Source organism: Klebsiella sp. TF21-TM (assembly GCF_019753495.1).
Taxonomy (GTDB): domain Bacteria; phylum Pseudomonadota; class Gammaproteobacteria; order Enterobacterales; family Enterobacteriaceae; genus Klebsiella; species Klebsiella quasipneumoniae.
The window spans coordinates 85,219-104,631 of sequence record NZ_JAIJYL010000009.1 but is presented as its reverse complement, the minus strand read 5'-3'; the positions used below and the strand labels follow the sequence as shown (position 1 = coordinate 104,631).

At 59.2% G+C, this 19,413-nt stretch carries 17 protein-coding genes; 7 read left to right on the top strand and 10 right to left on the bottom strand.

The genetic code is table 11. The features are described from left to right. Positions 1-44: 44 nt before the first annotated feature. The 5 genes from fucR to fucP all read right to left on the bottom strand — a co-directional run bounded on the left by fucR (position 45) and on the right by fucP (position 5,881). On the bottom strand, positions 45-755 hold the full coding sequence (gene fucR, locus K5R89_RS10945) for an L-fucose operon activator (protein ID WP_023290860.1): 711 nt from the start codon (positions 753-755) through the stop codon (positions 45-47). 58 nt (positions 756-813) lie between these two features. Further along, positions 814-1,236 carry an L-fucose mutarotase gene (gene fucU, locus K5R89_RS10940; RefSeq protein ID WP_023290859.1) on the bottom strand — a complete coding sequence of 141 codons (423 nt, stop codon included), beginning with the start codon at positions 1,234-1,236 and terminating at the stop codon, positions 814-816. Position 1,237: 1 nt separating this feature from the next. Next, positions 1,238-2,656, bottom strand: coding sequence for an L-fuculokinase (gene fucK / locus K5R89_RS10935; protein WP_072413507.1), 1,419 nt, complete (start codon positions 2,654-2,656; stop codon positions 1,238-1,240). Positions 2,657-2,762: 106 nt separating this feature from the next. Further along, positions 2,763-4,538 (bottom strand): L-fucose isomerase, encoded by a 1,776-nt coding sequence (fucI, locus tag K5R89_RS10930; protein WP_217259451.1) that lies wholly within the window; start codon positions 4,536-4,538, stop codon positions 2,763-2,765. 32 nt (positions 4,539-4,570) lie between these two features. Next, on the bottom strand, positions 4,571-5,881 hold the full coding sequence (gene fucP, locus K5R89_RS10925) for an L-fucose:H+ symporter permease (protein WP_023290856.1): 1,311 nt from the start codon (positions 5,879-5,881) through the stop codon (positions 4,571-4,573). 566 nt (positions 5,882-6,447) lie between these two features. Here fucP and fucA point away from each other — a divergent pair. Both fucA and fucO read left to right on the top strand, forming a co-directional pair. Beyond that, on the top strand, positions 6,448-7,095 hold the full coding sequence (gene fucA, locus K5R89_RS10920; protein WP_023290855.1) for an L-fuculose-phosphate aldolase: 648 nt from the start codon (positions 6,448-6,450) through the stop codon (positions 7,093-7,095). 27 nt (positions 7,096-7,122) lie between these two features. Further along, positions 7,123-8,271 (top strand): lactaldehyde reductase, encoded by a 1,149-nt coding sequence (fucO, locus tag K5R89_RS10915; RefSeq protein ID WP_152842260.1) that lies wholly within the window; start codon positions 7,123-7,125, stop codon positions 8,269-8,271. Positions 8,272-8,317: 46 nt separating this feature from the next. Here fucO and xni read toward each other — a convergent pair whose 3' ends face one another. The 5 genes from xni to queF all read right to left on the bottom strand — a co-directional run bounded on the left by xni (position 8,318) and on the right by queF (position 14,771). Continuing rightward, positions 8,318-9,073, bottom strand: a complete 756-nt coding sequence (gene xni / locus K5R89_RS10910) for a flap endonuclease Xni (protein WP_023290853.1) — start codon at positions 9,071-9,073, stop codon at positions 8,318-8,320. 150 nt (positions 9,074-9,223) lie between these two features. Further along, positions 9,224-10,591 (bottom strand): L-serine ammonia-lyase, encoded by a 1,368-nt coding sequence (locus K5R89_RS10905; RefSeq protein WP_044524543.1) that lies wholly within the window; start codon positions 10,589-10,591, stop codon positions 9,224-9,226. 65 nt (positions 10,592-10,656) lie between these two features. Beyond that, positions 10,657-11,946 carry an HAAAP family serine/threonine permease gene (locus K5R89_RS10900; RefSeq protein WP_023290841.1) on the bottom strand — a complete coding sequence of 430 codons (1,290 nt, stop codon included), beginning with the start codon at positions 11,944-11,946 and terminating at the stop codon, positions 10,657-10,659. 500 nt (positions 11,947-12,446) lie between these two features. Beyond that, entirely contained in the window at positions 12,447-13,814 is a 1,368-nt protein-coding gene (gene ppnN / locus K5R89_RS10895; RefSeq protein WP_023290840.1) for a nucleotide 5'-monophosphate nucleosidase PpnN, read from the bottom strand. A 111-nt stretch (positions 13,815-13,925) separates the two neighbouring features. Next, positions 13,926-14,771: an NADPH-dependent 7-cyano-7-deazaguanine reductase QueF gene (gene queF / locus K5R89_RS10890; protein ID WP_023290839.1), complete on the bottom strand. Its 846-nt coding sequence runs from the start codon at positions 14,769-14,771 to the stop codon at positions 13,926-13,928. A 68-nt stretch (positions 14,772-14,839) separates the two neighbouring features. Here queF and syd point away from each other — a divergent pair, with 68 nt between their 5' ends. The 5 genes from syd (at position 14,840) to K5R89_RS10865 (ending at position 19,412) form a co-directional block, all read left to right on the top strand. After that, a complete protein-coding gene (gene syd / locus K5R89_RS10885; protein ID WP_112201270.1) occupies positions 14,840-15,385 on the top strand; it encodes a SecY-interacting protein in 546 nt (181 codons plus the stop codon). 632 nt (positions 15,386-16,017) lie between these two features. Then, positions 16,018-16,347: a YqcC family protein gene (locus K5R89_RS10880; RefSeq protein WP_023290837.1), complete on the top strand. Its 330-nt coding sequence runs from the start codon at positions 16,018-16,020 to the stop codon at positions 16,345-16,347. Further along, positions 16,347-17,141 (top strand): tRNA pseudouridine(65) synthase TruC, encoded by a 795-nt coding sequence (truC, locus tag K5R89_RS10875; RefSeq protein WP_065882020.1) that lies wholly within the window; start codon positions 16,347-16,349, stop codon positions 17,139-17,141. Before K5R89_RS10880 ends, truC begins: the two co-directional genes overlap by 1 nt. Before the next feature lie 4 nt (positions 17,142-17,145). After that, on the top strand, positions 17,146-17,589 hold the full coding sequence (locus K5R89_RS10870) for a flavodoxin (protein ID WP_004205560.1): 444 nt from the start codon (positions 17,146-17,148) through the stop codon (positions 17,587-17,589). 470 nt (positions 17,590-18,059) lie between these two features. Continuing rightward, a complete protein-coding gene (locus tag K5R89_RS10865; protein ID WP_044524535.1) occupies positions 18,060-19,412 on the top strand; it encodes an MFS transporter in 1,353 nt (450 codons plus the stop codon). Position 19,413 lies beyond the last annotated feature (1 nt).

The window sequence follows — 19,413 nt, the reverse complement described above, 5'->3', positions numbered from 1 at the left end:
TCAGGCCGGAGACGCGTGCTTGTCCTCCGGCCTTCGCCGCATGCTTAAGGCTGCGGCGCATCCGACACAATATGCGTCACGTCATCCAGATGACCAATTCTCGCCTCGCCGGAACGGTTGAACTTACTTTTATCGATCAGCAGCAGCGACTGCGCCGCCCGCTTAAGTAGGATCGATTTGAAGTCGGCATTGAACGCATTGGAGTCCCACAGCGCGCCCTGCGGGTCGATGCCTTCGCAGGAAAAAATAAACAGATCGATCTCCAGCGATTTCAGCTGGGAAATCAGCGCCGGGTTAACGTAGCAGCCATATTTCCGCTGCAGGGTGCCGCCGGAGCAGGTGAGGGCGATCTGGTCGCGTTTGGCCAGCTCCTGGCAGATGGGCTGGCTGTTGGTAAAAACGTGCAGCGGGCGGTCCGGCAGCTGGCGGGCGAGGTACCAGCAGGTGGAGCTGGCATCGAGGGCGATGACCATGCCTTCGTCAATCCAGGCCAGCGCTTCGCGGGCGATGTCGGCTTTATGCGCGTAATGGCTTTTCAGGCGCATGTGGAAAGGGTCGCCGCTGTCCTGGCTGCGCTGGTGGATCACTTTGGCCCGGCCGTGGTTGCGCAGCACTTTGCCCTGCGCCTGCAGCTCGCTGAGATCGCGGCGAATGGTTTCCCTGCTGACGTTGAGCTGTTTTGACAACGTTTCGGTGGTCAGGCTGCTGTGGTTGATCAGGAGATCGACGATCGCCTGCTGGCGGGCCGCTTTCATTTATTCTCACCCCATCATTGATTGAGCGTCTGCATCAGGCAGACGCTCCGGCATGAGATTACGGCGTGACTCCTTTTTTTAAAAGGATATTTCCGTACTTAGCGCACTCTCCTGTGATAACGATCGCAAAGGCTTTTTGCGCCCGCTCGTAGAAGGCGAAGCGGTCAATCCGCACGATGTCCGGGCAGGGGGCCTGCGCCGAGAGCGCCTGCCGATAGCGCTGTTCCACCGTCGGGTCGAGGGCATCGCCTTCGACGGCAGCCATCATCACCAGCGGCGGCGCGTAGCTGTCTAACTCGAACAGCGGGATAATCGCCTGCAGCAGGTCGCTGACCCGCAGGCCGTCGGCGCGGATCACCTGCGGACCCATGCTGTGCGCCGGGAAGTGGGCATCGGAAAAAATAATTTCATCCCCATGGCCCATTTCGGCCAGCACTTTCAGCAGTTCCGGCGATATCAGCGGGGAAATGGTTTTGAGCATCTCAGGCTTCCTCTGTGAATTCAGGTTCAGTTTGCGGCCAAAAATAGCGGTAGCGGTACGCGACCTGCGCTCTGGCCTGCTCCGGCGAAGAGAACTCGCCCACGCCATACCAGCCAAACATCGCCGCGCCGGCCACCGTGGTTTCGGCATCGTCGAGCACTTTGATCGGTATTCCCAGCCGGTCGGCCTTGATCTGGTTCCACAGCGCGTTGCGGCTGCCGCCGCCGACCAGCAGCAGCTCTTTCGCCCGGAAGCGGCCGATGTTTTCCAGGGTTTGCAGATGCTGCGCCAGCTGGTCGCTTAACCCCTCCAGCGCGGCACGGTAAAAATGGCCGCGGGTGGTGTTGAGCGTGACGCCCTGCCAGCCGGCGTGCTGGCTGGCGAGCAGGTCGCACTGCATCCTGACGCCCTCGGCGCCGGGCGGGATCGCCTGGGCTTCGTCAATCAGAGTTTGCCACGGCGTGTCGGCGCTCCACAGCAGCTTACGCACCCATTCGAGCACGCCGGAGGCCAGCCACTGCATCCCCGGGTTATAGCGCCCCGGCTGGCTGTCCAGTTCGCAGGTGGAGCCGCTGTAGTCGCCGAGCAGCGAGGTGTCGACCTGCGCGCTGCGCACCATCAGGATCTCCCAGGTCCCGGAGGAGAGCACCGGCTCATCCTGCCCGGCGCCGGCGCCAAACAGGGCGAACTGGGTGTCGTGCCCGGCCGAGATAACCGGGATCCCGACGGGAAGGCCCAACAGCGCAGCGGCCTCCGGCAGCAGGCCGCCGATCGGCTGGCCCGCTTCTACCAGCCGTGGGAACAGGCGGCGCGGCAGGCCGGTCGCCTGCAGGATCGGCGCGCTGAAATCGCGCTGCCGGAGATCGAGCATCTGGCTGGTGCCCGCCATGGTGAGGTCGGTGGTGAACTCCCCGGTCAGCCGATGGTTGATCAGCGACGAAATGAACAGCCAGGCATGGGCCTGCGCCAGCAGCTGCGGGTGGTTCTCTTTCAGCCAGATCAGCTTATACAGGGTGTTGAACGCAAAGGCGCCGACGCCGGCGATTTGCTGCAGCTGGCGCGCGGGCATATACCGGCTGATGGTGTCCATCACCGCCGCGGTGCGCGGGCATTTCCAGCTGATGATCGGATACAGCAGCGCACCCTGCTCATCCACCAGCGCGCCATCGACGCCAAAGGTCGTGACGGCGATGCCGCGTACCGTGCAGGAGGCCAGCGGGTCGTGGATCTGCCGACAGCAATCGGCAAAGCGCTGCATAATGGCCTCCAGCGACCACTGGTGCCAGTCGCTGCGCTCAGCGGCGATGTCGCTGGCGTTTGCCGTGGCGGCGCGGGCGACAATGTTCCCCTGTCGGTCAACGGCCATCGCCCGCACGTTCGTGGCGCCGCAGTCGAGGACCAGGATAACGTCTTGCTTCATAGTGACTCCCGAAACAACATTGCCGAATGGCGCGGCGCTTATCCGGCCTACAAACAGCGCGCGTCTGTAGGCCCGGTAAGCCTGCGCCACCGGCTAAACCCACCAGTTAACGCTTATACAGCGGCCCGTAGTTCTGGCAGGCGCGATAGTCCTGGCCTTCGATGTCCATGCCGTGCGCGGCCCAGGCGGAGGGGCGGTAGATTTTCGCCGCTTCCACGTTGTGCATGCAGACCGGAATGCGCAGCATGGCGGCGAGGGTAATGAAATCCGCGCCGACATGGCCGATGGTCAGCACGCCGTGGTTGGCGCCCCAGTTGGCCATGACCGAGTACACATCGCTGAACGGGCCCTTGCCGGTGAGGCGCGGGGCAAACCAGGTGGTGGGCCAGGTGGAGTTGGTGCGGGCGTCGAGCTGGTCGTGCATCGCTTTGGGCAGCGCCACGCTCCAGCCTTCGGCAATTTGCAGCACCGGTCCCAGACCTTTGATGATGTTCACCCGGGTCATGGTGAACGGCACGCCGCCTTCGGTCAGGAAGCGGGAAGAGAAGCCGCCGCCGCGGAAGTATTCATGGATCGCCGGGCACCATTCGGTGGCCGCGAGGCAGGCATCCGCCTCGTTCTGTTCAATCTCCCAGTGAGGTTTCATCGTCGGGTTGCCCTGCGCGTCGCACTGCTGGCAGGAGCCGTCCAGCGCCGCGGAGCCGGAGTTAATCAGGTGAATAATGCCGTGCTCCGCCCGGCCGGTGAGCGGCTGCCCGGTGACGCGCTCAACGGCGTCCGGCGACCAGTAGGTGCGCACGTCGGCAAACACCTGGGCGGTGCCGGTGAGCTGGTGGCCCATCAGCATGGCCACGCCGTTGAGGCTGTCGTTTTCGGTGGCGACGACGAACGGCTCGCGCACGCCGTTCCAGTCAAAAGAGCTGTTGAGCAGCGCTTCGGCGGTATCGCCATTGGGGTATTGATCGGTCCAGTGGCGCTGGCCCTGGAAACCGGCGGCGATGGCGTTGTAGCCCAGCGACTCCTCCACCAGCCCTTTTTCCGCGAGCTTCGCGTTGCCCTGCATCATATCGCGGATGCACATCGCCATCAGCAGGCTCTCTTTCAGCACCGCGCGGCTCTGCGTTTCATTGCGCTTATACTGCTCGGCGTTCTGATCTTCGCCGTAGCGGAAATGTTTATCCGCCCACGCCAGCGCCATCTCCAGCTCGGTTTCATCATAGATTTTCTGATCGATTCGCCGGCGCAGCTCCGTCATGTCGACTGCCTGAACCTTCATCCCGAGCCAGGATTCAAAGAAGTTGTGGTCGACGATGGAGCCGGCGATGCCCATTGAGACGCCGCCCAGCGACAGATAGCTTTTCCCCTTCATACTGGCGACGGCCAGGCCGGCGCGAGCGAAGCGCAACAGTTTTTCTTCGACGTCCGCCGGGATGGAGGTGTCATCGGCATCCTGCACGTCATGCCCGTAGATGGAGAACGCCGGGATCCCTTTCTGGCTGTGGGCCGCCAGCGCGGCGGCCAGATAGACCGCCCCCGGACGTTCGGTGCCGTTAAAGCCCCAGATGGCCTTCGGGCGCAGCGGATCCATGTCGATGGTTTCACTGCCGTAGCACCAGCAGGGGGTGACGGTGATGGTGACGCCAACGTTCTGGCTGCTGAATTTCTCTTCACAGGCGGCCGACTCGGCCATGCCGGCGATGCAGGTATCGGCGATCACGCACTCCACCCGGGCGCCGCAGGCATGGCGCAGCTTCTCGCTGATAAGCGCGGCGGTGGCTTTCGCCATGTTCATGGTTTGCGCTTCCAGCGATTCGCGGACCCCCATGCGACGACCATCGATTACCGGGCGGATACCGATCTTCGGTAAGCTGATTTTTTTCATTACAGATCCCTCAGGTTATGCGGATAACAGGTTTAGTTCGTCGCCGCTTGCGAGCGGAAACGGGCAAAAATAAAGATGATGGCGAAGCACAGCGCCGGGACCAGCTCAGCGGTCGGGATATTGCCGGCGGCATCGCTGACAAAGCCCATCACCGGGGTGACGATCCCGCCGCCGATGATGGTCATGACGATAAAGGACGAGCCATATTTGGTGTCCTGGCCCAGCTGCTTAATCCCCAACGAGAAGATGGTCGGGTACTGAATGGACATAAAGGCGCTGCACAGGGTAAGGGCCAGCAGGCCGACGTGGCCGCCGCTGAAGGCGGAGAGCAAACAGAGCAGCATGGCGATAAGCGCATAGACAGCCAGTACGTTATGCGGCGCGAAGCGGCGGATAAGCCAGGTGCCGGTGAAACGGCCAATGAAGAAACAGACCATGGTGCCGGTGAGGTAGTTGGCGGCGAAACCGGCCGTCATGCCCGGGATCTCTTCGACAGCGTAGCGAATCAGATAGCTCCAGCAGGCGGTCTGCGCGCCGACATAGCAGAACTGGGCCAGAACCGCCCAGCGCCAGTGGCGGATGCGCATCAGGCGCGACAGCGAGGCGAGAAAAGTGCTCTGCGCGCTGTCGCTGTGGTCATCGCTTTGCAGCGACGGGAAGCGGGTGCAGACGATCAGCAGGGCGACCAGCAGCACGATGGCCACGATAATCATATAGGGGGTTTGTACCGACAGAACCAGGCTGTGCTTCCAGGCGCCGAGCTGTTCTGGGGTCATGCTATCCAGCACCTCCTGCGGCTGATGCGGGACGTTGGACAAAATAAGGCTCTGGCCAAATACCACGGCGATAATGGCGCCAAATGAGTTAAAGGTCTGGGCCAGATTAAGACGGAAGTGACCGCCGCTTTCCGGACCGAGAACGGTGACAAACGGGTTGGCCGCGGTTTCCAGACAGCCAAGCCCGGCGGCGATAATAAATAATCCAATCAGAAATAGGGTGTAATTCATCACTTCGGCGGCAGGCCAGAACAGCGCGGCGCCGCAGGCATATAAAAACAGACCAGTAAGAATGCCTGCTTTATAGCTGAATTTTTTCATCAGCATCCCGGCGGGGATGGGAATAACAAAATAGCCAAAATAAAAAGCCGACTGGATTAATCCGGCCTGAAAGTTAGTCAACGTAAAGGCCTGTTGAAATTGCGGCAATAAAATATCATTAAGATTATTGGCCACGGCCCACAGAAAAAAGAGGGAGCATAGCAGAGCAAAAGGAATAATATAGCTCTTACTCTGCCCGCTCTCCATGGCGCGGTAACTTTGCGTTGGTATCGTTGTGTTTCCCATAGCGTCCTCATCAGTTCAGAAGCAGTTACAACAGCATTCAGGGCGCAGTCTGGTGCTGCAGCAGACCGCAAAATTAAGTGAGCTCAGGTGACGCGCCGGTGAGTGAAATGAAAGTCACGGCGGAACTCATGGCTTCATTTTCAAATAAAAACCGCCTGTTAATATGATGAGGGTCACACTTAACGCTCTGCGGACCATTTTATGTGATAATTGTCACTTTAATTTTTCAAAATCGCTGACCGTTTGAGAAAATAAATTCACAAAACCACAACGCCAATGACCGATTGAATATATATCGTGGAAAACGGGCAAATGTTACAGGAAAATAAAATGCCCGCTTGATGGAATATTTTTAAGAACGGGCATTTTAAATGGTCGATTAACCAGTCTGATCCCTTTTTTTAGGGCGAAATAATTGACGTGGTTCACAAAATATGGCGATGAAAATTCCCCTGTGATTATTCAGGCTGAAGATGGAGATCATTATTCAACCTATCCCACGGTAGCCGACAATAATTGCGTTGCCCTGCCGTTGACGGATGATGAGTCGCCAAAAGAGGAAAGCAATGGAAAGAAACAGACTGGCCCGGCAGATTATCGATACCTGCCTGGAAATGACCCGCCTGGGGTTAAATCAGGGGACCGCCGGCAATGTCAGCGTGCGCTATCAGGGGGGGATGCTGATCACGCCCACCGGCATCCCATATGAAAAACTGACGGAAGAGAAGATCGTCTTTATTGATGCCGACGGCCAGCATGAGCAGGGAAAACTGCCCTCCAGCGAATGGCGTTTCCATCAGGCGGCCTACCAGACGCGGCCCGATGCCCAGGCGGTGGTCCACAATCACGCTGTGCATTGTACGGCGGTGTCGATCCTCAACCGGCCCATTCCGGCCATCCACTATATGATCGCCGCGGCGGGCGGGAATTCGATCCCCTGCGCGCCCTATGCCACTTTCGGCACCCGCGAACTGTCTGAGCATGTCGCGGTGGCGCTGAAGCACCGCAAAGCCACGCTGCTGCAGCATCATGGCCTGATCGCCTGCGAGGCCAGCCTGGAGAAAGCGCTCTGGCTGGCGCATGAAGTGGAAGTCCTGGCCCAGCTCTATCTCAGCACGCTGGCGATTACCGACCCGGTACCGGTGCTGGATGACGAGGCGATCGCCATCGTGCTGGAGAAGTTCAAAACCTACGGATTACGCATTGAAGAGTGATGCCGCAACGCTAACAGGAGAGACGCGATGGCAAACCGAATGATCCTCAACGAAACGGCGTGGTTTGGCCGGGGGGCGATAAACGCATTAACCGATGAAGTGCTGCGGCGCGGTTATCGCAAGGCATTGATCGTGACCGACAGCACCCTCGCGCAGTGCGGCGTGGCGGCAAAAGTCACTGACAAACTGGACGCCGCCGGGCTGGCATGGGACATGTTCAGCGACGTGATCCCCAATCCCACCATCGCCGTGGTCCAGCAGGGGCTGCAGGCCTTTCAGCGCAGCGGGGCGGATTACTTGATCGCCATCGGCGGCGGTTCGCCGCAGGATACCTGTAAGGCAATCGGTATTATTCAGCGTAACCCGGCGTTCGCCGATGTCCGCAGCCTGGAGGGGCTGTCGCCCACCCGTCAGCCCAGCGTGCCGATCTTCGCGGTGCCGACCACCGCGGGTACCGCGGCGGAGGTGACGATTAACTATGTCATCACCGATGAAGAACAACGGCGTAAGTTTGTCTGCGTCGACCCGCACGATATTCCGCAGGTGGCCTTTATCGATGCCGATATGATGGACGCCATGCCGCCGGCGCTGAAGGCGGCGACCGGCGTCGACGCCCTGACGCACGCTATCGAAGGGTACCTCACCCGCGGCGCCTGGGCTTTGACCGATGCGCTGCACCTCAAAGCCATCGAGATCATCGCCGGCGCGCTGCGCGGCTCGGTTGCCGGAGACGCCGGAGCGGGGGAAGCCATGGCGCTCGGCCAGTATGTGGCGGGGATGGGATTTTCCAACGTCGGGCTTGGCCTGGTGCACGGCATGGCGCATCCGCTCGGCGCTTTTTACAACACGCCGCACGGTGTGGCGAATGCCATCCTGCTGCCGCACGTGATGCGCTTTAATGCTGAGGCGACCGGGGAAAAATATCGCGATATCGCCAGGGCGATGGGCGTCAAAGTGGAAGCGTTAAGCCTGAGCGCCGCGCGCCTGGCGGCGGTGGAGGCGGTCTGCCAGCTCAACCGCGATGTCGGTATTCCCGGCCATCTGCGCGAGGTGGGCGTCAGGAAAGAGGATATTCCGGCGCTGGCCCAGGCGGCGCTGGCGGATGTGTGTACCGGCGGCAACCCGCGCGAGGCGAGCCTGGCCGATATCGTCGGGTTATATCAGGCGGCCTGGTGAGGGGCCGCACCGGCCGAAGCAGGCAGTGCCGCCGCGCCGGGTAGGGTCAGCGCGTCAGCCGCAGCTGCTGCAGATTGCCGTCCAGCTGCAGGTCGGTCTGCAGGCGGGCGACTTCCCGGCAGGTGAAGGCCATTTCCTGATGCGTTGCCAGCTTTTTGCGCCACTTTTCCGGGACCTCGGCCAGGCGGGCATACAGCCCCTCCAGGTCCTGGAACTCGTTCAGCAGCTGGGCGGCGCTTTTGGGGCCAATGCCCGCTACGCCCGGCACCTTCGAGCTGCTGATCCCCGCCAGCCCCCAGTAATCCGCCAGCTGCTCCGGGGTGACGCCGAACTCGCTGGCGATGAAGGGGGCGTCCAGCCAGCGCTTCTGAAAGTAGTCGCGGATGCGGATGGTGGGCGACAGCAGCTGGCAGTAGCCTTTGTCGGTGGAGACAATGGTGGCCTGATGGCCCGCCTGGGCCACCTTCACCGCCAGGGTGGCGGCGAGGTCATCCGCTTCGCTGCCCGGCGAGGCCCAGCAGCGGATCCCCCGCTGCTCGAAGGCGGCCCGCAGCGCCGGCATCTCGGCGACCAGGGTCTCCGGCATCGGCGCGCGGCCGGCTTTGTACTCCGGCAGGCGCTGGTGGCGCCAGCCGTGGGCGCGATCCTCATCATCAAACACCGCCACCGCGTGGGTGGGCTGACTATGGACGATCAGCTGCTCCAGCGCATGCAGGCAGGTATCGACGCAGGGCGAGCCCTGTACCGCGTGGATGCGGCGGATCAGATTTAACGCGTCGACGATTAACAGATGAACAGCCACAGATACCCCCTTATTCTCAGCGCCTTTAGGGTAACATCGGTGGTGATTCGAGGCCATTGGTAGAGCGAGGATCGGGAATCACACTCGCAAATCAGGCAGGATTCCGGTCAAAAGCTGGCCCGCCGCGGCGACGCCCGGCGGGCCAGCAGGTTAATCGCAGGCGACAATTTTCATCGCCAGCCCCCCGCGAGAGGTTTCCCGGTACTTGGCGTTCATGTCTTTGCCGGTTTCGTACATGGTCTCAATGACTTTATCGAGGCAGACGCGCGGCTCGCTGGTCCGGCGCAGCGCCATTCGCGCGGCGTTGACCGCTTTCACGGCGGCGATAGCGTTGCGTTCGATGCACGGCACCTGCACCTGGCCGGCGACAGGGTCGCAGGTCAGACCGAGGTTATGCTCCATGGCGATCTCTGCCGCGATGCACACCTGGCCCGGGCTGCCGCCCAGCAGTTCAGCCAGACCGGCCGCCGCCATCGAGCAGGCGACGCCCACTTCACCCTGGCAGCCCACTTCGGCGCCGGAGATCGAGGCGTTCATCTTATAGAGCGAACCAATCGCGCTGGCCACCAGCATATAGCGCGCCAGGGAGTTGCTGTTCACCTTGCGGATAAACTTGTCGTAATAGGCCAGCACTGCCGGCACGATACCGCAGGCGCCGTTGGTCGGCGCCGTCACCACCCGGCCGCCGGCGGCGTTCTCTTCGTTCACCGCGAGGGCGAACATATTGATCCAGTCGACCACCGCCATCGGGTCGCTGTTGGTGGTGTCCTGGCTCACCAGCATGCGGCGCAGCGCGGCAGCCCGGCGCGGAACGCGCAGTTTGCCCGGCAGGACGCCTTCGGTGGTGATGCCGCGCTCAATACCGGCGCTCATCACTTCCCACACCGCGGCGAAGTGTTGCTCCAGCGCCTCTTTACTGTGCAGCGCCAGTTCGTTCTGCATCATCAGGCCGGAGAGCGACAGCCCGGTTTCGCGGCAGTGACGCTGCAGGTCGGCGGCGTTTTTATAAGGATAAGGGACGGCCACCGGCGCGTCGGTGGTCTGGCCGAAGTGCGCTTCATCGACGATAAAGCCGCCGCCGATGGAGTAGTACGTCTGGCTGTAGAGCGCCTGGTCGCCGGCCAGGGCGGTGATGCGCATGCCGTTCTCATGCAGCGACAGGTTGTCGGCATGGAAATTCATGCACTGATCGACCGGGAAGTCCACTTCGTGCTGGCCGTTGGCCAGCATCAGGCGACCATGGGTGTTAACGTCCTGAATAAAGCCAGGGATAGCGTCGATGTCGACGGTGTCCGGCAGGTTGCCGGCGAGCCCCATGATAATCGCGATATCGGTATGGTGGCCTTTACCGGTCAGGGAGAGGGAGCCGTAGACGTCGACGACCACTTTGGTCACCTCGGCCAGCAGGCCGCGCGCGATCAGGTCGTCAGTGAATTGTTTGCCCGCTTTCATCGGTCCAACGGTATGGGAGCTGGAAGGGCCAATGCCGATTTTAAAGATATCGAATACGCTGATCATATGTATTCCCGTGCTGTCGGAAAGCGCGCCGCCGTTCAGCGGCGCGGGGGGAGGTGTTGACTGAATTAGCTGAACAGCGAGTAGAAGATCGCGGAGATGGCAATCAGACCCATAATCACCACGAAGACGTTGCTGACGTGGCCGCTGTATTTACGCATCGCCGGCACTTTCTGAATCGCGTACATCGGCATCAGGAACAGGATCATCGCGATAATCGGGCCGCCAAGGGTCTCGATCATGCCGAGGATGCTCGGGTTCAGCGTCGCGACAATCCAGGTGGTCACCAGCATGAACAGCGCGGTCAGCTTGTTCAGTTTGTTGATTTCGATAGATTTTCCTTTACCGCGCAGGGACTTAATCACCATGCCGTTAAAGCCTTCGCGGGCGCCCAGGTAGTGGCCGAGGAAGGATTTGGTGATGGCGATCATCGCGATGATCGGCGCCATCCAGGCAATGATTGGCGCGTTAAAGTGGTTCGCCAGGTAAGACAGAATCGAGATGTTCTGCTCTTTCGCCGCCGCCAGGTCTGCCGGAGAGAGGCTCAGGACGCAGCTGAAGACGAAGAACATCACGGTCAGCACCATCATGATATGAGCGCGAGCCAGGATGCTGGAGCATTTTTTCTCGGCGCCTTCGCCGTACTCTTCACGCTTGGCAACCGCGAAGGAGGAGATGATCGGCGAGTGGTTGAAAGAGAAGACCATGACCGGGATCGCCAGCCACAGGGTCATCAGCAGGCCGTTGCCGGTGACGGAGGCGCCGCTCAGGGAGAGGGTCTCCAGCGCCGCGCCGTTCCACTGCGGGATCAGGTACAGCGCCAGAATCATCAGGGCGATTACGAACGGAAACACCAGAATGCTCATCGCTTTCACGATCATCTGCTCGCCGAAACGCACGATGGTCATCATGCCGACGATCAGGATCAGCGACAGAATCGCGCGCGGCGGCGGCGTCATGTGCAGCTGGTGCGCCATGAAGCTTTCGACGGTATTGGTGATCGCCACGCTGTAGACCAACAGGATTGGGTAGATAGCGAAGAAGTAGAGCAGGGTAATCAGCTTCCCTGCGCCTACGCCGAAGTGTTCTTCAACCACTTCAGTGATGTCTTCGCCCGGGTTTTTGCCGGAGAGCACGAAGCGCGTCATACCGCGGTGGGCGAAGAAGGTCATCGGGAAGGCCAGAATCGCCATGATAATCAGGGGGATCATGCCGCCGACGCCGGCGTTGATCGGCAGGAACAAGACGCCCGCGCCGATCGCTGTACCGTACAGGCCCAGCATCCACATGGTGTCGGTTTTACGCCATCCGCTGCGGGTTTCGCCCGAAACGATGGTGCTGGTTTGAGTGGTTTCCATCTGTATCTCCTGGAGGAATCAACAAAATCTAATGAACAAATACAATTGCGTAACACGAAATTCGTTTAATTACGGTTTTTTTAGAAATTTTCTCCGTAATAATTGGGCCGGAAAGATACATTTATATGGTTTATGCATCAGTGATCGCGATCTCAAATGCAATAATCCACTTTCAATGTGCGTATTTTTAGTCCAACAGCCTGTTTCTGGTGATCAGCCAGCGATTTGTGGCGCGCAGGCTACCATTTGCAGCATATGAGATAAAAGCTGGGTGGCGTAATAACGAGGGATTTACTGTAAAAAAGAGAAGTGGTCGACGTTTTTGCGCTTAAAACCATTTTTTGCAGTGATAATTGTCGCAGTTTTTACCAACGCAAACGATTGGCTATGTAAAAATAATTTAGCTGTTTGATGAGTAACAGAAAGTTTTTTAGCGCGTTTTGGAAGTCAGAGAAAGCGTGCCCGCCGGGGCAACAGGCGCTGCCCCGGCGGGACGGAAATCAGGCGATGATTTCGTAGCAGGGAATATAGGCGGTGCCGCCCGGGAGCTTCATGCGGTGCTGGGCGACGAAGCCCTGCAGCAGATCGTCCATGCGGCGCATCATCTCCGGGTCGCCGTGCAGCTTATAAGGACCGTACTGCTCGATGGCCTGGATGCCCACCTCTTTGACGTTACCCGCGACAATGCCGGAGAAGGCGCGGCGCAGGTCGGCGGCCAGCACTTCCACCGGCTGGTCCGGGGAGAGTTTGAGGTTGGCCATGTTTTCATGGGTCGGATCAAACGGCATCTGCAGGTCCGGCGAGATACGAATCGACCAGTTGAAGCTGTAGGCGTCGTCGGTCTCGCGACGGCTCTCTTTCACCAGCGGCATCGCTTTTTTCATCTGCCGCGCCACTTCCGCCGGGTCGTCGATGATGATCCGGTAGTGGCGACGGGCGGATTCGCCCAGAGTATGGGTGATAAATTCGTCCAGCACGCGGAAGTAGTCAGCGCTCTCTTTCGGTCCGGTGAGGATCAGCGGCAGCACCTGCGCTTTGTTATCCGGATGCATCAGAATACCCAGCAGGTAAAGCAGCTCTTCGGCGGTGCCGACGCCGCCCGGGAAGATGATGATCCCGTGGGCGATGCGCACGAAGGCCTCCAGACGCTTTTCGATGTCCGGCATGATGATCAGTTCATTGACCAGCGGGTTTGGCGGTTCCGCAGCGATAATGGACGGTTCGGTCATGCCGATAAAGCGGCTGTCTTTGTAGCGCTGCTGCGCGTGGCCGACGGCGGCGCCTTTCATCGGCGCTTCCATCGCGCCAGGCCCGCAGCCGGTGCAGATGTTGAGTTCCCGCAGTCCCAGCTGCGTACCGACGCGGCGGGCGTAGAGGTATTCGTTTTCGTTGATCGAGTGGCCGCCCCAACAGACGATCATGTTCGGCGCTTCGCCGACGTGCAGCGCGCGGGCGTTGCGCAGGATCGAGAACACCAGGTTGGTGATATGGACCGAACTTTCGAGATCGAGGTTCGGGAAGCGAACGGTATTGTGGATCTGGCCGTACACGAACAGGATATCGCGCAGCACGGCAAACAGGTTGGCCTGCAGGGAACGAATAATGCGCCCGTCAACGAAGGCCTCTTCCGGCGGGTTGATCAGTTCCAGCTTCACGCCGCGTTCGCGACGCAGCACGTTAATATCGAAATTTTCAAAACGGGACAGAAGCTCCTTGCTGTTATCGGTCAGGCTCCCCGAGTTGAGCACAGCAAGCGAGCAGTTGCGAAAGAGTTGATACAGATCGCTGCTGGCGGTGCGCTTAAGCATATCCACTTCCAGCTGCGACAGCATATCCATTGAACCAAGCGGGCTAACATGTGTAATCAAGTGAACTCCTTACAGGACGCTTATGGTCTTCCTGTGATTACAATAGCCCTGCGAGCGGCGTTTCCACAACCTTGCGCGCGTCTAAACGCACGCAAATTGTGAAAATGTTTATTATTGTCGGGCGAGGCGGCCGGTGGCAGGGGAAAAGTCGCCGTTGCTGCGCCAGGGGTTGATATCCAGACCACCGCGTCGCGTATAGCGGGCGTAAACGGAAAGCGATTCCGGCTGGCAGAAACGGAGAATATCGTTAAAGATGCGCTCGACGCATTGCTCATGGAATTCGTTATGGTGTCGGAACGAAACCAGATAGCGCAGGAGCTGCTCGCGGTCGATTTTCGCCCCACGATACTGGATCTGCACCGAGCCCCAGTCCGGCTGGTGGGTGATCAGGCAGTTGGACTTCAGCAGATGGCTGACCAGCGTTTCTTCCACGATTTTGCCGCTGGCGGCGCCCTGCAGGTAGTCGGCGCTGAACTGATAGTTATCGATCTCGATATCCTGATCGTCGATGCAGGCGCCGTGCAGGTGGGCAATCGGCTGGCCTTCCAGTTCATCCAGACGGTACAGCGACACCTTGACCTCGCCCTGGGCGCAGGCGCTCAGATCGCGGGTTAGCGTCTCTTCAACCTCCTGCCAGCTGGCGAAACGCGTCTGGTTAAAGCTGTTGAGATAAAGCTTAAAGCTTTTTGACTCCACCAGATTGACGCTGGTGTCGGGCAGTTCGACGTGGCCGACGGCCACCTGCGGCAGGCCTTTGCCGTTCAGCCAGGAGAGTTCGTACAGCGTCCAGATATCGGCGCCGTGAAACGGCAGGTTGTCGGCATGCAGGCCAAGCGGGTCGCGGTTAAGGCTGCGCGGAACGCCCTGCAGCAGCGAGGCGTCATAGGTATCGCGGTAATCGGTTGATTTACCGAGCGTCAGGCCGGCCAGCGCCTGATGATTATCGTAAGAAGACATGTTTCACCATAGTAAAGCGGGTACACTATGACCCCAGTGTATCCTGTCTAACGTGAAGAGAGAAACCGGTGGACCATCAGACCGCAGAAGCGCTGCATGCTTTTACCCAACGTTATTGCGCCGCCTGGCAGCAGCAGCGCCACAGCCTGCCGCGCAGTGAAGAGCTTTATGGCGTCCCGTCGCCTTGCGTCGTCGACACCCAGGGCGAGGCCGTGTTCTGGCAGCCGCAGCCGTTTTCGCTGGCGCAAAATATCAGCGCGGTTGAACGCGCCCTGGATATTGTGGTACAACAGCCGCTTCATTCTTATTATACCACTCAGTTTGCCGGCGATATGACCGGCCGGTTTGCCGGCGAAACGCTAACGCTGCTGCAGACCTGGAGTGAAGAGGATTTCCAGCGGGTGCAGGAAAACCTCATCGGGCATCTGGTGGTGCAGAAGCGGCTGAAGCTGGCGCCGACGCTGTTTATCGCCACCCTCGAGAGTGAACTGGATGTCATTTCCGTCTGTAATCTCAGCGGTGAAGTCGTCAAAGAGACCCTCGGCACCGCCAAACGCATCGCCCTTTCCCCCTCGCTTGCGGGTTTCCTCAACCAGCTTGAGCCGGTTCTGTAATCCAGTCTGCCTGGTCATTTGTGAGAGATCTCTTACAAAACCTGTAAGAGATCATCATCATTTAAGGCAAATTTAATCCAATCTTTTTTTGTTAACTTATTGGTATTAAATTGGATTTTTATTTTTTCGTCCTTTTGAGTGGGGACTAATCTTAAGAGATTGTCTCAAGAAGGGTTGTAAGAAGAGGCAGAATCAGTGATCCTATGTCTGTCGACAGGAAGTCGCGAAATGAAGCGAACATCAGGATGATGGCGCTTCTGCAGGACCCGCCAGGATGGCGTTGCAAGGACAGGCTTCAGGATGAAGCAAGGATAACGCAGGATCGCGTAATGGACACCTCCAGGATGGAGAATGAGAGCCGCTCAGGATGAACGGTGGATCTGGAAGATCGGGACAAACTTAAGGATAAGTCATTTCGCATCGGGGTGGTGTGAAAGCAGGATGCACGAGTTTATGGATGAACATGGTCAGGAGACCTCAGGAAAAGTTTTCAAGGACGAGCAGGGAGCACCAATGTAGCGGGAATGCTGCAAAACGAACCGGGAGCACTGTATATACAGTGCTCCCTTTTTTTATTTCTCCTGCGGATTTGCTATCCTGCGCCCGGTTTTTAACTCATCGAGGTTTCCCCCATGACTCTTGACGATAGCGTGCGCGATCGCCTGCGCGCCATTGAAGCCCTGCTGCGCGAAACAGAGCACTGGCAGGAGACGGCGCCGGACAGCAGCGCCTTCGCCAGCGATAAGCCGTTTTGCCTGGATACCCTGGAGCCGCTGGAGTGGCTGCAGTGGGTCCTGATCCCGCGTATGCATCAGCTGCTGGAGAGCGGCCAGCCGCTGCCGCAAAATTTCGCCGTTACGCCGTATTACGAAATGGCGCTGGATCAAGCCCACCCGGTTCGCGAATCCATGCTGGCGGAGCTGCTGCTGCTGGACGCGCTGTTTGCCGGTGAGCAGGCCTGATGCTGGAGATAATCTACCAGGACGACTGGCTGGTGGCGGTCAACAAACCGTCGGGCTGGCTGGTGCATCGCAGCTGGCTCGATCGCGATGAGAAAGTGGTGGTGATGCAGACCGTGCGCGACCAGATCGGCCAGCACGTTTTTACCGCCCATCGCCTTGATCGGCCCACCTCCGGCGTCCTGCTCATGGGGCTGTCAAGCGAGGCGGGGCGCCTGCTGGCGCAGCAGTTCGAGCAGCATCAGATCCAGAAGCGCTACCATGCGATCGTCCGCGGCTGGCTGATGGAAGAGGCGCTGCTCGATTATCCTCTGGTGGAAGAGCTGGATAAAATCGCCGATAAGTTCGCCCGCGAAGACAAAGGGCCGCAGCCGGCGGTGACCCATTACCGTGGTCTGGCGACGGTGGAGATGCCGGTGGCGACCGGGCGTTATCCCACCACCCGCTACGGGCTGGTGGAACTGGAGCCGAAAACCGGCCGCAAGCACCAGCTGCGCCGCCATCTGGCCCACCTGCGTCATCCGATCCTCGGCGACAGCAAGCACGGCGATCTGCGGCAAAACCGCAGCGCCGCGGAGCATTTCGGCTGTCACCGCCTGATGCTGCACGCCAGCGAACTGTCTTTAATCCATCCCTTTACCGGTGAGCCGCTGACCCTGCGCGCCGGTTTTGACGACGTCTGGATGCGTGCGCTGTCGCAGTTTGGCTGGCGCGGGCTTCTCCCGCTAAATGAAAGGGTTGAGTTTGCCGACGACTGCGGTCAGGATGAAGAGAATAAGGTCAATCCAGGGAGATAATAGCATGGCGGAAGTCGGAATTTTTGTCGGCACCATGTACGGCAACTCGCTGCTGGTCGCGGAAGAAGCGGAAGCGATCCTCAGCGGACTGGGACACAAGGCTACCGTGTATGAGGATCCGCAGGTCAACGACTGGGAGTCCTACACGGGTAAGTATGTGCTGGTGGTCACCTCCACCACCGGGCAGGGCGATCTGCCGGACAGCATCGTCCCGCTGTATGAGGGCATTAAAGATATGTATCAGCCTCACCTGCGCTACGGCATTATCGCGCTGGGCGACAGCACCTACGCCAACTTTTGCGGCGGAGGCCTGAAGTTCGATCAACTGCTGCAGGAGCAGGGCGCGAAGCGCATCGGCGAGATGCTGAAGATTGACGCCAGCGAAGATCCGGAGCCGGAGAGCGTCTCTAATCCATGGGTTGAGCAGTGGGCTACCCTGCTGGAATAAAAGCGCTGCCCTCTCCCTACGCAGAGGGCGCCCTTTCAAGATGTCGCGGCCAGATACGCGGACAGCAAAAGTGTATCCCTTTCCGGGCGGCACGCCTTCAGGCAAATGCACAATATCCTTAGCAATATCATGGGTTAAGCCAGCCGGTTTCACCGGGTCAAGAGAGGTATTTCACACTCCGGCTCTTATTGCTGCGCTTTTGACCACCCGCGGCGCTGGTTTTTCATTTCCGTGAACTTCCCCCCACTCTTTCAGGCATATGCCATAAACCACCTGCAATAGCGGCGTAAAAGCTGTGTAGATGCACGGTGAGCCGCGGTGTGCCTCTTCATATACTGCTCCAGCCAGTGATAAATGCAGTGCCAGATATAACGACAACTATCAAAACACGACCACGTCATTCTGATTACCCTACAGGTTGTGCTGTTCAGAATGAACGTAGCTAAACGCTATGATTCAGGAGTACAACAATGAGTTCATTAAGTCAGGCGGCGACGGCGGCTGAAAAGCGCACCAACGCCCGCTACTGGATAGTGGTGATGCTGTTTATCGTCACCTCTTTTAACTATGGCGACCGGGCGACGCTGTCGATCGCCGGTTCGGAAATGGCCAAAGATATCGGCCTGGATCCGGTGGGAATGGGGTATGTCTTCTCTGCGTTCTCATGGGCTTATGTCATCGGCCAGATCCCGGGCGGCTGGCTGCTCGACCGCTTCGGTTCGAAGCGCGTCTATTTCTGGTCGATCTTCATCTGGTCGATGTTTACCCTGCTGCAGGGCTTCGTCGACATCTTCAGCGGCTTTGGCATTATCGTCGCGCTGTTTACCCTGCGCTTCCTCGTTGGCCTGGCCGAATCGCCGTCATTCCCGGGTAACAGCCGTATCGTGGCCGCCTGGTTCCCGGCGCAGGAGCGCGGCACGGCGGTGGCGATCTTTAACTCCGCCCAGTACTTTGCCACCGTTATCTTCGCGCCGATCATGGGCTGGCTGACGCATGAGGTGGGCTGGTCGCACGTCTTCTTCTTTATGGGCGGCCTGGGGATTGTGATTAGCTTTGTCTGGCTGAAAGTGATCCACGATCCGAACAACCATCCGGGGGTAAACAAGAAGGAACTGGAATATATCGCCGAAGGCGGCGCCCTGATCAACATGGATCAAAAGAGCAGCGCGCAGAAGGTGCCGTTCAGCGTCAAAATGGGGCAGATCAAGCAGCTGATCGGATCGCGGATGATGATCGGCATCTATATCGGTCAGTACTGCATTAACGCCCTGACCTACTTCTTTATCACCTGGTTCCCGGTTTACCTGGTGCAGGCGCGCGGCATGTCGATCCTTAAAGCGGGGTTTGTCGCCTCCATTCCGGCGGTGTGCGGCTTCGTCGGCGGGGTGCTGGGCGGGGTGATCTCTGACTGGTTAATGCGCCGCACCGGCTCGCTGAACATTGCCCGCAAAACGCCGATTGTGCTGGGGATGCTGCTCTCCATGACCATGCTGATGTGTAACTATGTCAACGTGGAGTGGATGGTGATTGGCTTTATGGCGATGGCCTTCTTCGGCAAAGGGATCGGCGCGCTTGGCTGGGCGGTGATGGCGGATACCGCGCCGAAAGAGATTAGCGGTCTTTCCGGCGGTCTGTTCAACATGTTTGGCAATATCTCCGGTATCGTCACCCCGATCGCTATCGGCTATATCGTCGGCACCACCGGCTCGTTCAACGGGGCGCTGGTTTACGTAGGTATCCATGCCCTGGTGGCGGTGCTGAGCTATCTGGTGCTGGTGGGCGACATCAAACGCATCGAACTGAAACCTGTGGTGGGGCGTTAAT